Origin of the sequence: Klebsiella sp. GG_Kp173, from assembly GCF_040062415.1 — a bacterium.
In the GTDB taxonomy this organism is placed as follows: Bacteria; Pseudomonadota; Gammaproteobacteria; order Enterobacterales; family Enterobacteriaceae; genus Klebsiella; species Klebsiella quasipneumoniae.
In genome coordinates this window covers 63248-78127 of the sequence record NZ_JBEAFZ010000089.1, presented here as the reverse complement: position 1 = coordinate 78127, position 14880 = coordinate 63248, and the positions used below count along the sequence as shown (strand labels likewise).

Annotated in this window: 13 protein-coding genes; 4 read left to right on the top strand and 9 right to left on the bottom strand. The window is 57.7% G+C overall.

Going from position 1 to position 14880, the window contains the following annotated elements:
• Positions 1–17: 17 nt before the first annotated feature.
• Together cmoA and cmoB are read left to right on the top strand one after the other, a co-directional pair.
• On the top strand, positions 18–761 hold the full coding sequence (gene cmoA / locus ABLU50_RS25005; RefSeq protein WP_087832166.1) for a carboxy-S-adenosyl-L-methionine synthase CmoA: 744 nt from the start codon (positions 18–20) through the stop codon (positions 759–761).
• Positions 758–1762 (top strand): tRNA 5-methoxyuridine(34)/uridine 5-oxyacetic acid(34) synthase CmoB, encoded by a 1005-nt coding sequence (gene cmoB, locus ABLU50_RS25000; protein ID WP_087832165.1) that lies wholly within the window; start codon positions 758–760, stop codon positions 1760–1762. The genes cmoA and cmoB overlap by 4 nt, the downstream gene beginning before the upstream one ends.
• Before the next feature lie 80 nt (positions 1763–1842).
• On the opposite strand, the gene cutC is transcribed toward cmoB, so the two are convergent.
• Complete coding sequence (cutC, locus tag ABLU50_RS24995) at positions 1843–2586, bottom strand: copper homeostasis protein CutC (protein WP_087832164.1); 744 nt, start codon at positions 2584–2586, stop codon at positions 1843–1845.
• A 76-nt stretch (positions 2587–2662) separates the two neighbouring features.
• Positions 2663–3232 (bottom strand): VOC family protein, encoded by a 570-nt coding sequence (locus tag ABLU50_RS24990; protein WP_017900224.1) that lies wholly within the window; start codon positions 3230–3232, stop codon positions 2663–2665.
• A gap of 236 nt (positions 3233–3468) precedes the next feature.
• Between ABLU50_RS24990 and argS the strand changes: the two genes are divergently transcribed.
• Positions 3469–5202 (top strand): arginine--tRNA ligase, encoded by a 1734-nt coding sequence (argS, locus tag ABLU50_RS24985; RefSeq protein ID WP_004203428.1) that lies wholly within the window; start codon positions 3469–3471, stop codon positions 5200–5202.
• 60 nt (positions 5203–5262) lie between these two features.
• Here the strand turns inward: argS and ABLU50_RS24980 are convergent, their stop codons facing one another.
• Together ABLU50_RS24980 and ABLU50_RS24975 are read right to left on the bottom strand one after the other, a co-directional pair.
• Positions 5263–6402 carry a glycoside hydrolase family 105 protein gene (locus ABLU50_RS24980; RefSeq protein ID WP_087832163.1) on the bottom strand — a complete coding sequence of 380 codons (1140 nt, stop codon included), beginning with the start codon at positions 6400–6402 and terminating at the stop codon, positions 5263–5265.
• Between the two features lie 4 nt (positions 6403–6406).
• Positions 6407–7990 carry an MFS transporter gene (locus ABLU50_RS24975; RefSeq protein ID WP_017900226.1) on the bottom strand — a complete coding sequence of 528 codons (1584 nt, stop codon included), beginning with the start codon at positions 7988–7990 and terminating at the stop codon, positions 6407–6409.
• A gap of 352 nt (positions 7991–8342) precedes the next feature.
• On the opposite strand from ABLU50_RS24975, the gene uspC reads away from it, so the two are divergent.
• Positions 8343–8771: a universal stress protein UspC gene (gene uspC / locus ABLU50_RS24970; RefSeq protein WP_004203433.1), complete on the top strand. Its 429-nt coding sequence runs from the start codon at positions 8343–8345 to the stop codon at positions 8769–8771.
• A gap of 23 nt (positions 8772–8794) precedes the next feature.
• Here the strand turns inward: uspC and otsA are convergent, their stop codons facing one another.
• From otsA to ABLU50_RS24945, 5 genes are all read right to left on the bottom strand, one after another.
• A complete protein-coding gene (gene otsA / locus ABLU50_RS24965; RefSeq protein WP_060656078.1) occupies positions 8795–10219 on the bottom strand; it encodes an alpha,alpha-trehalose-phosphate synthase in 1425 nt (474 codons plus the stop codon).
• On the bottom strand, positions 10194–10982 hold the full coding sequence (gene otsB, locus ABLU50_RS24960; protein ID WP_004203436.1) for a trehalose-phosphatase: 789 nt from the start codon (positions 10980–10982) through the stop codon (positions 10194–10196). The genes otsA and otsB overlap by 26 nt, the downstream gene beginning before the upstream one ends.
• A 161-nt stretch (positions 10983–11143) precedes the next feature.
• Positions 11144–12124 (bottom strand): L-arabinose ABC transporter permease AraH, encoded by a 981-nt coding sequence (gene araH / locus ABLU50_RS24955; RefSeq protein WP_004203438.1) that lies wholly within the window; start codon positions 12122–12124, stop codon positions 11144–11146.
• Between the two features lie 14 nt (positions 12125–12138).
• Positions 12139–13653 (bottom strand): L-arabinose ABC transporter ATP-binding protein AraG, encoded by a 1515-nt coding sequence (gene araG, locus ABLU50_RS24950; RefSeq protein ID WP_087832162.1) that lies wholly within the window; start codon positions 13651–13653, stop codon positions 12139–12141.
• 60 nt (positions 13654–13713) lie between these two features.
• Positions 13714–14694, bottom strand: coding sequence for an arabinose ABC transporter substrate-binding protein (locus ABLU50_RS24945; RefSeq protein WP_004203441.1), 981 nt, complete (start codon positions 14692–14694; stop codon positions 13714–13716).
• Positions 14695–14880: the final 186 nt, after the last annotated feature.

Genomic DNA, 14880 nt, shown 5'->3' with positions numbered 1-14880 from the left:
TTTTCGGGTTTAACGTTATGTCTCACCGCGATACGCTTTTTTCCGCGCCGATTGCCAGCCTCGGCGACTGGACCTTTGATGAACGGGTTGCTGAAGTCTTCCCCGATATGATCCAGCGTTCTGTGCCTGGCTACTCCAATATCATCTCGATGATCGGCATGCTGGCTGAGCGCTTCGTTCAGCCCCACACCCAGGTTTACGATCTTGGCTGTTCGCTGGGCGCCGCCACTCTTTCCGTGCGCCGCAATATTAGCCACCCGGGCTGCCGCATTATCGCCATCGATAACTCCCCGGCGATGGTGGAGCGCTGCCGTCGCCATATTGAAGCCTATAAAGCACCGACGCCGGTCGAGGTGATTGAAGGGGATATCCGCGATGTGGCCATTGAAAACGCCTCGCTGGTGATCCTGAACTTTACCATTCAGTTCCTTGAGCCGGGCGATCGCCAGGCGATCCTCAATAAAGTCTATCAGGGGCTGAATCCCGGCGGCGCGCTGGTGCTCTCGGAGAAATTTAGCTTCGAAGACGCCCACGTCGGCGAGCTGCTGTTCAATATGCATCATGACTTTAAGCGCGCGAACGGCTACAGCGAGCTGGAGATCAGTCAAAAACGCAGCATGCTGGAAAATGTAATGCTGACCGACTCTGTGGAAACCCATAAAAAACGCCTGCGTCAGGCTGGGTTCGAACATGCCGAACTGTGGTTCCAGTGCTTTAACTTTGGCTCGCTGGTGGCAGTAAAATCCGGGGAGCAGGCATGATCGACTTCAGTAACTTCTATCAGCTGATCGCCAAAAGCCCGCTGTCTCACTGGCTGGAGACGCTGCCTGCCCAGGTAGCCGCCTGGCAGCGCGAGGCCCTGCACGGCAAGTTTCGCGAATGGGAGCGCGCCGTTGAGTTTCTTCCGGAATTAACGCCCTGGCGTCTGGACCTCCTGCACAGCGTCACCGCCGAAAGCGAAACGCCGCTCAGCGAAGGTCATCGGCTGCGGATAGAAAACCTGCTGAAAAACCTGATGCCATGGCGCAAAGGGCCTTATTCGCTGTACGGCATTAATATCGATACCGAATGGCGTTCCGACTGGAAATGGGAGCGCGTCCTGCCGCACCTGTCCGATCTCACCGGGCGGACTGTCCTCGACGTGGGCTGCGGCAGCGGCTATCACATGTGGCGGATGATCGGCGCCGGCGCGCATCTGGCGGTCGGCATCGATCCCACCCAGCTGTTCCTGTGTCAGTTTGAAGCGGTACGTAAGCTCCTCGGCAACGACCAGCGGGCGCATCTCCTGCCGCTGGGCATCGAGCAGTTGCCGGCGCTGGAGGCCTTCGACACCGTGTTCTCGATGGGCGTGCTCTACCACCGCCGCTCGCCGCTGGATCATCTATGGCAGCTGAAAGATCAGCTGGCGCCGGGAGGCGAGCTGGTGCTGGAGACGCTGGTGGTCGAAGGGGATGAAAATACGGTGCTGGTTCCGGGCGACCGTTATGCGCAGATGCGCAACGTCTATTTTATCCCCTCGGCGGCGGCCCTGAAAATGTGGCTGGAGAAGTGCGGATTTATCGATGTGCGCATCGTCGACGCCTGCGTCACCTCGACGGAGGAGCAGCGGCGCACAGAATGGATGACCAGCGAATCGCTGGCCGATTTCCTCGACCCGCGGGATCAGCGCAAAACCGTGGAAGGCTATCCGGCGCCATTACGGGCTGTGATCATTGCCACTAAACCGGAAACCCAGCAGTCGCTGGCAAAAAAAGCGAGATAAAAAAAGGCCCCTGTTTAATGGGCAGGGGCCTGGTACGGGCAATCATCATATTGGGCGACATGATGTGCAGCAAAAACCGTTTAACTTCTGTTAGCGGAAATTATCTTTTTCATCTCCGCCACCGCTGCGCCATTCACGGCGTAGCGTCTGTATTCGTCCGCATCGGGATCGGCTGACATCGAAACGCCTGGATGACGAAAGCGCATTTCCGATGGCAACCACTGGCCTGCAGAGCTATGAACCTCTTTCACCCCCGCCTGCAGAAACAGCGGCAGGTTCGCGGCGTGCACTCCCGCACCGGCCATAATGATTGGAGTATCCCCTGCGGCAATAAGTTCCGTAATTAATGAAATACCTTTCTCCGCCGAGGATTGCTGACCGGAAGTCAGGATACGTTTAACCCCCAGCTCACCCAGCGTCTCCCAGGCCTGACGCGGGTCGGCGCACAGATCGAACGCGCGATGAAAGGTCACCGCCAGCGGCCCGGCCGCAGCCATTATTTTTTTCATCCGCGGGATATCGACCTGACCATCGACATTCAGTACGCCGGTCACCAGCCCGGGAAAGCCGAGTTCCCGCACCATGCGGATGTCGCTAAGCATCGCGGCGAACTCCTCTTCGGTATAGCAGAAGTCGCCGCCACGCGGGCGGATAATCGGATGCACCGGGAGAGTAATCGCCTCGCGGACCGAGACCAGCACCCCGTAAGAGGGGGTTAATCCCCCTTCCTGCGGCGCGGCGCAGAGTTCAATACGATCGGCGCCGCAGCGCTCAGCTTCCCTGGCGCACGCCGTGCTGTAACAACAAACTTCCAGTACCGCCATTCCTCACTCCCTGATCCAGACAACTTTCTTAGCATGTCATGATTTCACGCGGCAGACGCCGCGCAGCTTCACACTGTTACGTATCGGCTTGCTCGCTGGCGACGATTTGTTCAATAGACCACGGATGAAATTTGACCGTCACGCTGCCGTCGGTGACCGCCAGGGTGGGATTAGGCAGGCGCTCGTGTTCCCCTTTCGGCGAGCTGGTTTTGACGACGATCCCCGGCTGGCTGAGTCCGTCATCGGCCAGCAGCGCCAGAGCGCGGGCATTTAAGGTAGCCGGATCGCCGGGCAGGACAATTTCGATATGCTCCCAGCCTTCATGGGGATAGCGCTTTTCACCCGGCCACGGCAGCTCAACGATATGGAAGCGCCAGTGCGCCACGCAGACCGGCTCCGCCAGTTTAAACAGGCAGATAGGCCGGCCGTTGATTATATTCTCCGACAGCAGAGTGCCGCACTGCGCCAGACCGCTGCGCCAGCGCTCCGCGGTAGCGTTCTGATGACAGCGCAGGGAGATATGGTCGGCGTCGAGTCCGCCGATCTCCAGTCCCACTCGCGCAGCGAAGCGCTGCAGCGCATCGGAAAATCGCGGGAGATCCGCCGTAATATCGGCCAGTTGTTCAATCTGCTGCCAGTTCGCCATGGGTTTGCTCGTCAATTAGGTTCGTCAATAATAAAAAGGCTAATCTACCGTGTTTCCGGCCGCGGACCAACCGCCACCCTGCCGATGCGTGACTGACTGGCGATGGATTGCCCACGCCGCCGGGCCGCGCGCGATGCTGACGGACGGGGACAAATGCAGTATACTCCCGCCCTAATTTGTCCACATTCCGGCGCCGCCTCCCTCGGGGGCTGGCGCATTACACGTAAGGTATTCCGGTGAATATTCAGGCTCTTCTCTCAGAAAAAGTCAGCCAGGCCCTGATCGCGGCAGGCGCGCCTGCCGATTGCGAACCTCAGGTCCGCCAGTCAGCAAAAGTTCAGTTCGGTGACTATCAGGCCAACGGCGTGATGGCTGTCGCCAAAAAACTGGGCATGGCGCCGCGACAACTTGCAGAGCAGGTACTGTCTCATCTTGACCTCAACGGCATTGCCAGCAAGGTTGAAATCGCCGGGCCGGGCTTTATCAATATTTTCCTTGACCCCGCGTTCCTGGCGGACAACGTCAACCGCGCGCTGCAGTCCGAACGCCTGGGCGTCGCCACGCCGCAGGTACAGACCATCGTCGTCGACTACTCGGCGCCGAACGTGGCGAAAGAGATGCACGTCGGCCATCTGCGTTCGACCATCATTGGCGATGCCTCGGTCCGTACCCTGGAGTTTCTTGGCCACAAGGTGATCCGCGCCAACCACGTCGGCGACTGGGGCACCCAGTTCGGCATGCTGATCGCGTATCTGGAAAAACAGCAGCAGGAAAACGCCGGTGAGATGGCCCTGGCCGACCTCGAAGGTTTCTATCGCGAAGCGAAAAAACACTACGACGAAGACGAAGCCTTCGCCGAGCGCGCACGCAGCTACGTGGTTAAGCTGCAGGGCGGCGATGAGTACTTCCTGCAGATGTGGCGTAAGCTGGTCGACATCACCATGTCGCAGAACCAGATCACCTACGATCGCCTGAATGTGACGCTGACCCGCGATGACGTGATGGGCGAAAGCCTGTACAACCCGATGCTGCCGGGGATAGTCGCCGATCTGAAAGCCAAAGGGCTGGCCGTTGAGAGCGAAGGCGCCACCGTGGTGTTCCTTGATGAGTATAAAAACAAGGAAGGCGAACCGATGGGCGTCATCATCCAGAAAAAGGATGGCGGCTACCTCTATACCACCACCGATATCGCCTGTGCGAAGTATCGCTATGAAACGCTGCACGCCGACCGCGTGCTCTACTACATCGACTCCCGTCAGCACCAGCACCTGATGCAGGCGTGGACCATCGTGCGCAAGGCAGGCTATGTGCCGGACTCCGTGCCGCTGGAGCACCATATGTTCGGCATGATGCTGGGTAAAGATGGCAAGCCGTTTAAAACCCGCGCCGGCGGCACCGTTAAGCTGGCGGATCTGCTGGACGAAGCGCTGGAGCGCGCGCGTCGCCTGGTGGCCGAGAAGAACCCGGAGATGTCCGCTGATGAGCTGGAAAATCTGGCGAAAGTGGTGGGTATCGGCGCGGTGAAATATGCCGACCTGTCGAAAAACCGCACCACCGACTACGTTTTCGACTGGGATAATATGCTGGCGTTCGAAGGCAACACCGCGCCGTATATGCAGTATGCCTATACCCGCGTGCTCTCCGTGTTCCGCAAAGCCGGCATTGATGAAAACGCCCTCACCGACGCGCCGGTGGTAATTGCGGAAGATCGCGAAGCCCAGCTGGCCGCGCGCCTGCTGCAGTTTGAAGAGACCCTCTCCGTGGTCGCTCGCGAAGGGACGCCGCACGTGATGTGCGCCTACCTCTACGATCTGGCGGGCCTGTTCTCCGGTTTCTACGAGCACTGCCCGATCCTCAGCGCGGAGAGCGAAGCGACCCGCAACAGCCGCCTGAAGCTGGCGCTGCTGACGGCGAAAACCCTCAAGCTGGGTCTTGATACCCTCGGTATCGAAACCGTCGAGCGTATGTAAAACCAACCCGGCGAAAGCCGGGTTAGTTTTTTCAGGCGCCGCGCCAGCGGGCTCTCTTGCTCAGAAATACTTGCGCAGATACTCGGTCAGACAGAGGATCGCCATCGCCTGGCCGTAGGGCATCGAGGTGAGTGGGATCTGGCGATAGAAATCGAGGTCTGACCCCATTCCGGTGCCAAAGGAAGTCTGCAGCAGCTCCCCCTGCGGCGATATATTCTGCACAATTCCGCGAATCGCTTTTTCTGCCACCCCGGCATAGTGCTGCCCGACATATCGCTTGCGCACCGCTTTAAGTATGCCGTAGGCAAAGCCGGCGGTCGCCGAAGCCTCAGGATAAGAGTGCGGGTCGTCCAGCAGGGTATGCCACAGGCCGCTGTCATCCTGGCATTTCGCTAAAGCGGCAATTTGCGCGTTCAGCACCTCGGTCAGATAGCGCCGTACCGCATTCCCTTCCGGAAGATCCACTAACTCAAGAAAATCCGGGATCACCATGGTGAGCCAGCTGTTGCCCCGTGCCCAGCGCGCCCGGGCAAAGTTATGCCGACCGTCATAGCTCCAGCCGTGAAACCACAGCCCGGTTTCCCGGTCCATCAGGTTTTGTACATGAAGCAGGAACTGATAGGTCGCCTCCTCCACATACTGCGGACGGTGAAGCAGCTTGCCTATTTTGGCTAACGGCAACACGGTCATCATCAGCGTGTCATCCCACATTTGCTGGTGGTTCTCTTCCGCCAGGGTGATGTGCTGCATACCACCCTGCTCGGTACGCGGCATCTCATGCATCGCCCACTCCGCCCAGCTCTCCAGCCACGGCAGATATGCCTTACACCCGGTCTCTTCAAAGCGATAAGCCAGGGTCAGGAACGGCGCCATGGTGTTGACGTTTTTGGTCGTTGCCCCCTCGGCGAAGCGGTCGGCAAACCAGCGGTCGATGATATCGCGCATCTCGATATCGCCGGTTTGCTGATAATACTGATAGATGCCGTACAGTCCGACGCCGTGGGTCCACTCCCAGCCGGCCCAGCCTTTGGTATCGATAACGCGCCCGTCATCCAGGCGCAGTAAAAATTGCCCGCTCTCATCCTTAATATTCACCAGGTTTTGCGTCACGTTGCGGATCAGCGCCTGCAGTTCGCTGCGGGCGATAAAACGCTCAGGCTGACAGAGTAATGGGCTATGTTTGACCGGCCAAACTTTCATGTTGTTAACCTCGGGTATATGTCGAATTCAAAGCGCCGCCCTGGGTGAGGGCCGGGGCAGCAGGTTTATGACGATTCAGATAGCCAATATTGTTATTCCCCCACAGGCAGTCGTAGGGCATCCCCGCCAGCATCTCGACCACCGCGCGGTGTTCCGCACTGGTCAGCTCCGGCCGGGCGTGACCGCTTTCGCGCATTCTGAGGGTTTCGCTGCGCAGGACGCTGTGGGTGTGCAGATTGAGTTTGAAGCGCAGTGAAACGAGGAAGCCGCAGGCTAACACCACCAATGTACCGACGCTGAGGATCAGCAGAATGGTATGGCTGACCCCTTCAGGCTGTATTTTTTGCCCGGAGACAAACCCCGACAGTTGCATAATGATGCCCACCAGCATCACCGCCCCCGCCTGCGAGGCTTTGCGGGTCAGGGTCATGATGCCGGCAAAAATCCCCTCCCGGCGCTGGCCGGTGATCGCTTCATCGACGTCGGCAATATAGGTGTAGGTATTCCACGGCACGTAGTTAATCCCGCCGCGTCCCAGTCCGGCGACAGCAGAGATGAGCAACAATAATGAATAGACGTCGCTCAGTCCGGCGTAATAGAGCAGCGCATAGGAGAGCGAACTCAGGCCAAAGAGGACCACCACCATGCGGTACGACGGCGCGGGGCCAAAGCGAATGCACAGCGGGATCATGGCGATCACGGCAATAAACTGGAAAATCGCCATCGTCCCCAGCAGATTCGAGGCGACAGAAGCTTCCTGCATCAGAACAAAGACCACGTAATAGGTAAACACGGCATTGAAGACGTCCTGGGCGATATACCCCCCCAGATACATGCCGAGGTGCTGGCGGAAAATTTTTATCCGCAGCGTAGAGCTCAGCTCAATCACCAGGCGATTGAGGCTCTGGGCGAGAGTGAGGTTCTGTTTTTCCGCTTCCGCCCGCAGCGCCGCCTCTGACCAGGCCTCACGCGGCCGCTCCCAGGTGAAACACCAGACGAAGGTCAGCATTACCGCGCACAGGACCGAGAACACCAGACTGGCATAAAAGAACGAGCTGGCATTGTCTTTGCCGAGCCAGGTAAGGAGGATCCCCGGCAGAAAGGAGGCTAAAATCGCCGACATTTGCGCCATTGAGATGCGCGCGCCGGAGAATTTGGTTTTCTGTTTAAAGTCATCGGTCATCTCCGGCACCAGCGTCTCGTAGGGCACCAGAATCATGGTGTAGACCATATCAAACAGCAGATAGGTGACCAGGTAGTACCAGAATCCCATCTCGCCGACCCACATCGCCGAGTAGCTGAATACGCAGGGGATGCCGAGCAGAATAAAGAATTTTCTGCGGCCGAAGCGCTTGCCGAGCCAGGTGGTGCCGAAGTTATCGGTGAGAAAGCCCATGAGCGGGCTCACCACCGCATCCAGTACGCGGGCGGAAGCGAATATAAGCGTGGCTTCTATCGGGGAGAGTCCGCAGAAGGTGGTGTAAAAGTAGAGCAGCCATGCGGCGGTTAGCGCCGTGGTGCCGGCGCCGAGGAAATCGCCCGCGCCGTAGGCCAGGTAGTTAGCCAGTCCAATCTTTCGTGTTTTCATCGCCGTGATCCTGTGTCTTTTTTTAAGAGAACGCCGACAATCTTTCCGGATTTGCCACCGGAAGGGAGTGGGTACCTGGCTACACTAAAAGCAGTGAAACGACGTTACCTTTGTGTTTTTGCCACGGAAGAACCGCCGATGGCAAAATGACAAAGAGACGACGTCTCAACTTCACTCATTTATAAAACATCATTTCTTTTAAATAAAAAGACAGGTTCATTTATGTGATCTTATCGGGAAAACGCGGACTGGCGAAGAGCGTCGCAAATCACGGGAGCGGCCCTTGCGTAGCCGGGTAAACAGGAGTAAAGAAGGAAAGAAAGGGTTATTCCGCGTATCTCAAGGAGGCCAGATGCCTTATTCACATCTGCTGGTTGCCGTCGCGCCAACGCCGGAGAGTCAGGTATTAATTAAAAAAGCGGTGTCAATTGCCCGCCCCGTGAACGCGAAAGTGAGCTTTATCACCCTCGCCACGGATCCGGAGCTGTATAACCAGTTCGCCGCGCCGATGATGGAAAATCTGCGCGAGGTGATGCAGGAAGAGACGCGTGATTTTCTCAACGAGCTGGCGCGTCACGCGGACTACCCGATAGAAAAAATGACCATCGCCTGCGGCGAACTGGGCCATCATATTAAGGACTTCTGCCGGTCACACCAGGTCGATCTGGTGATCTGCGGCAATCATAACCATTCCCTTTTTTCGCGCGCCACCTGCTCGGCGAAAAATATCGTCGGCAGCTGCGGCGTCGATGTCCTGCTGGTTTCCCTTGAAAAGGGCTAACGCCGGTTAGCCCTTTTCCTGAACTAGGCCAGTTTAGGGAACGTGGCTATCTTCCCCCGCAGGCGGCTCTCCTCGCTGCGCGGCGAAATATGCTGCAGATCGTCGACAAAGCGCGCCTGCCAGTTATGAATATCATTTTCTCTGATCACATCCAGCATCGCGGAATGACGGGCAATACGTTCCGCCAGCGGCATGCTTAGGGCGCGATCCAGCGCGGCAGCAACCTCGTCGCGATCGTAGGGATTGACGATCAGGGCGCTGTTCAGCTCTTGCGCCGCGCCGGCAAACTGCGACAGGACCAGTACGCCAGGGTTATCCGGATCTTGCGCCGCCACGTATTCCTTCGCCACCAGGTTCATACCATCGCGCAGCGGCGTCACCAGCCCAACGTCAGAGTAGCGGAAGACCTTCATCAGCAGTTTACGGTCAAAATGCTGGTTCAGATAGTAAAGCGGAGTCCAGCCAAGCTGGCCGAACTGGCCATTGATGCGTCCGGCTGCGGTTTCCAGCTGGTGGCGGATATCCTGATAGGCCTGCACATCGCCGCGGGACGTCGGCGCGATCTGGGTATAACGGATCTTGCCGTGATGCTGAGGATACTTCTCGAGCAGCGTCTCGTAGGCGAGAAACCGCTCCGGCAACCCTTTCGAGTAGTCAAGGCGCTCCACCGAGAAGATATTCTTCACGTTTTTGAGCTCGTTTTTCAGCTGGACCAGCTTCGGCGGCAGCGGACCTTTGGCGTTGCGCGTAATCTCGTCCGGATCGATCCCTATCGGATAAACCTCGGTGCTAAACGCTTTACCCCACGCCTGATAGCGTTTGTCTCCGAGGTCGGAGAGTCGGGTCTGCATGGCAATGCTGTCGAGAAAGGCGGTTCTGTCGCTTTCAGTCTGGAAGCCCAACAGATCGTAGTCGCACAGTTGCTCCAGCAGCTCAGCGTGCGGCGGTAGCGCATTAAAAATCTCCGGCGTCGGGAAAGGAATATGCAAGAAGAAGCCGATGCGGTTGTTGATCCCGCGCTTGCGCAGTTCGCTGGCGAAGGGCAGCAGATGGTAATCATGGATCCACAACGTATCATCTGGCTCGATCAGCGGTAGAAGCTTGTCAGCCAGCATGGCGTTAACTCGCTGATATCCCTCCCAGGCTTCGCGCTGGAAGCTGACCAGATCAAGACGATAGTGGAAGGCCGGCCACAGCACGGCGTTAGAGAACTGGTTGTAGTATTCATCATGGTCACGTTCGTTAAGGTTGAACGATGCCCATGAAATATTTCCGCGGGAGACCTGCTTCAGCGGCTGCTGGTCATCGCCAATTTCGCCGCTCCAGCCAAACCACAGACCCCCTGCCGCTTTCAGTGCCCCCAGGATGCCGACGGCCAGACCGCCAGCGCTCGATTTTTTATCGTCCGGTAAGGCGATACGGTTAGAGACTACGACTAAACGACTCATGGTCATCCCTCCTTTCGGTTTGCGCGTCATACGCCAGATGTTGCAACCACGTCCTTACGGCGGCGGCATCCGCCAACCGCCAGTGCGCCTGAGTTTCCCCGGCGCCAACTTTTATCGACATTCCCTGCAGTTGATTCACCACGCTGAATCCCGCCTCGTCGGTCAAATCATCGCCAACAAAAACCGGTTCGCGACCGGCAAACGGCGCTTCCTGCATGAAGGCAGTGATCGCCTCCCCTTTGTTGACACCGCGGGGTTTAATCTCCACCACGCACTTGCCAAGCTGCAGCGCCAGCAGCGGGTAGCGCTGAACAATGCGCTGCGCCAGCTCCAGCACCGCGGTCTGCTGCTGCGGGGCCTGACGGTAGTGCAGCGCGAAGGCCATCTCTTTACTCTCCAGCTCGCACCCGGGGAGCGCCTGCAGCGCCGAGCTCAGCTCAGCCGCGATTTCATCCCGCAGGGCCGACGGCAGAGAGACAATATAGGTTTTACCATTGATATCACGGCGCTCGGCCCCGTGAACGCCGGCCAGCGGTAGCCGCCAGGGATGGGTCAGCGCGTCAAGTTCAGCCATTGAGCGCCCTGAAATCAATGCCACCGCCCCGCCCTGCTGCCGGGCCAGCGCGTTGAGCGCCTGCAGCGTGTTGTCGGGTATCACCACCTGATCGGGGTGCGGCTGGATATCGGCAAGAGTACCGTCGAGGTCAAAGAAAAAAGCGTAGTTTCCGGTTAGCGCAGGCGGTACAGATATCTGGTTATCCACCCTGTTTCCTCCTTATCATGGCCAGCCGAAGCTGGTTGTTAATTATATGTTAGCCATGTAAGTATAGACAGTGTGACCAACCTCGCCATTTTTGATAGATACCGCCAGCGAAACGGGCGCTGGCGGCAATTACTCTGTAGACTTAAAAGTTATGCCTGAAATCAGGCCGCACGTTTGGCTTTTTGTTTGTAACGGTCAAAGATCACCGCCGCCAGCAGGATGACCCCGCGCACGACGTATTGCGAGAACGGCGAGATGTTAAGCAGGTTCATCGCATTTTCCACGGTCCCGAGGATCAGGATCCCGGCCACCACGTAGGAGATCTTGCCGATCCCGCCCTTCAGCGACACCCCGCCCAGCACACAGGCCGAAATAACAATCAGCTCATAGCCAATCGAAGTCATCGGCTGGCCGCTGGTCATTCGCGACGCCAGGATAATCCCCGCCGCGGCCGACACCAGACCGGAGAGCACAAAGATAATAATCTTGGTGCGCACCACCGGAACACCGGCCAGACGCGCCGCCTCTTCATTGCCGCCTATAGCCAGCGTATTACGGCCAAAGGTGGTTTTGTTTAGTAATAATCCGAAAACCACCAGGCAGGCGACCGTCAGCCAGATCGGCGCCGGCAGACCAAACCAGTTGGCGTAACCGAGGGTGAAGAAGCGCTCATCTTCGATCCCCACCGCTTTACCGTCGGAGATAATGTAGGCCAGGCCGCGGACAATCTGCATAGTGGCCAGCGTTGTGATCAGGGCGTTTATCTTCAGACGGGCAATGACAAAGCCGTTGACCAGGCCACTGACCGCCCCCAGCAGCAGACCGGCGGCAATCCCCAGCCACAGGCTTTCGCTCAGGTTAATCACCACCGCGGTAGTGACCCCGGCACAGGCGATAACCGACGCCACCGACAGGTCGAAATCGCCGGAGGCCAGGCAGAAGAGCATGCCGCAGGCCACCATCCCGGACATCGAGATCGCCAGCCCCAACCCCTTCATGTTGACGAATGAGGCAAAGTTAGGCACAAAAATTACGCAGCCGATAAACAGCACCGCAAACACCACCAACATGCCAAACTGATCCCAGATACGGGCGAAGCTAAAGGCAGAGCGGGTAGCGCCGGACGTAGTCACTGATGACATCATTTACTCCTTACTCAGGCGACAGCCTGACTCACTTTTGGCATCGCAAGGCTTAACGCCTGCTGTTCATTGGCTTCTTCATGCAGCAGTTCGCCGGCGACTTGCCCTTCACGCATCACCACGATGCGGTCGGCGACGCCCAGCACTTCCGGCAGGTCGCTGGAGGCAAATACCACGGCGACACCGGCGGCGGCGAGGCCATATATCACGTTGTAAATTTCATGTTTGGCGCCGACATCGATGCCGCGGGTGGGCTCATCAAGCAGGATCACCTTCATCTCTTCCGACAGCCAGCGGCCAAGGATCGCTTTCTGCTGGTTGCCGCCAGACAGGTTCATGATCAGCTGTTCCGGGCCCGGCGTTTTAATGTTCAGCGACTGGATATGCTGATCGGCGTTGTCCGCCTCCCAGGCGTTGTTGATCAGGCAGCCGGCGTGGATATGCTTGCGCCGGGCGCTGATATTGATGTTGTCGCGCACGGAGTGAACCGGAATAATCCCCTCCGCTTTACGATCTTCCGGACACAGCATCATCCCGGCCTGGATGGCCTGGGCCGGTTTGCGGATGTCGACGGGCTGGCCATCGATATACACCTGACCGCCGGTGATCCGCGTCCCGCCGAACAGACCTTTCATCAGTTCGCTGCGCCCGGCGCCCACCAGCCCGAACAGGCCGACGATTTCGCCACTGCGCACCGAGAGGCTGACCGGCGTGCGCACGCCCGGGGCTTTGACCTCCTCCAGACGCAGCCGCTCTTCGCCATAGGGACGAGGTTTCCAGCCGTAAATATCACCCAGATTGCGCCCGACCATCGCCTGGACCAGCGCGTCGTGGCTGACGCTCGACATATCGTCAAAGGTGCAGACGTAGCGACCATCCTTAAAGACGGTGATGGCATCACTGAGGGCAAAAATTTCTTCCATCCGGTGCGAGACATAGATAATGACCCGCCCCTCCTCCCGTAGCTCGCGGATAACGCGAAACAGGTTGTCGATCTCCCGGGCGGAGAGCGAGCTGGTCGGTTCATCGAAGGCGATAATCTTGGCGTTACGCGTCAGCGCTTTGGCAATCTCCACCATCTGCCACTGGCCAATGGAGAGATACTTCAGCGGCGTCTCCGGGTCGATATCCAGCCCCAGATGCTCCAGCTGCAGGCGGGCCTCATAGTTGAGCAGCGAGCGGTTGACGATGCCGCCTCTGTGCGGCAGCTGGCCAAGATAGATATTTTCCGCGACGGTCATCTCCGGGATCAGATGCAGCTCCTGATAGATAATCGCCACGCCGGCGTTGAGCGCCGCCATCGTATTAGTGAACGCCATCTGCTGGCCGCCGATCTGCAGGTGGCCAGCGGTGGGGATGTAGTTACCGCTGAGAATTTTCAACAGTGTCGATTTGCCTGCGCCATTTTCGCCCATCAGCGCGTGGATCTGTCCTGGGTAGCAGTCAAAACTGATATCGGACAAGGCCTTTACGCCAGGGAACGTCATGGTGATGCCGCGAAATGAGAGATAAGGGGTAGACTGTTGCATAACGACTCCGCTCTTCTGCACTCAGCCCCCGCCGCGGCGGGGGCCAGTTCAACCGGGCTGTTACAGCCCTTTTTTCGCCAGCTCTTCTTTGAAGTTATCGCGGGTAATCAGCACCACATCGGTCACCGCAGTGAACTTCGGCGGCTCAACGCCCTTGGTGACCCAGTTGTAGAGCATTTCACTGGTTTTATAGCCATGGATGTCCGGGCTTGGCAGCAGGGAGCCATAGAAGCCGGTCGGCTGCGCCTTCGACAGTTCGTTGACGGCATCCACGCCGTTGATGCCAATACCAATCACATCCGGCGCTTTAAAGCCCTGCCCTTCAGTGGCACGCACGCCGCCAAGCACAGTGTTATCGTTCATCCCAACGATCAGCCAGTGTTTCACCTGCGGGTGCTGGACCAGCATTGAGTTACCGGCGTCAAACGCCCCCGGGATATCGTTAGATTTTGTCGGAACGCGGTAGATTTGCGCTTCCGGGAAGCCGGCCGCCTTCAGGGCATCGATGGAGCCGGTGGTGCGACGACGGGCGGTGTCCAGCTCATCGGCGGTGATGGCCATCACCGCAGTGTCTTTGACATCCCAGCCGCGTTTCTGCATTTCTTTATACAGCTCCTGTCCCTGGCGGGCGCCAATTTCGCTGGCCGCCATCATCACCAGCGGCACGCTCTCCATCGGTTTACCTTTGGCGTTGACGAACTGGTCATCGACGGTAATCACCTTCATGTCATAGCCGCGTGCTTTAGCGACTATCGCCGAGCCGAGCTTAGGATCGGGGGTACAGATGACAAAGCCCTTCGCGCCGCTGGCCGCCAGGCTATCGATGGCGTTCAGGGTTTTCTCACCATCCGGTACCGCTATTTTAATGACGTCAAAGCCTAAATCTTTTCCTGCTTTATCAGCAAATTTCCACTCGGTCTGGAACCATGGCTCTTCCGGCTGTTTCACCAGAAAACCCAATTTAAGGTTTTCCGCCATAGCTGATTGTGACATAACCGCTGCGAGACCAATGGCCGCCAGCGCTTTAGTAAATTTGTGCATGGTAAACTCCAGCTTTAATTCGCTTTCATGTAGGGAAAAATCGGAATTAACTTTTTTATCAGCATCAAAACAAGGCATTAGAAAAATCGCATCCCCTACTGCCGTTGTTAGAGTAGTAATACCCGGAAATTATTTCTCCATACGAGAGCATTATCACATCGCGGAATTACAGTAATTGCGTACATA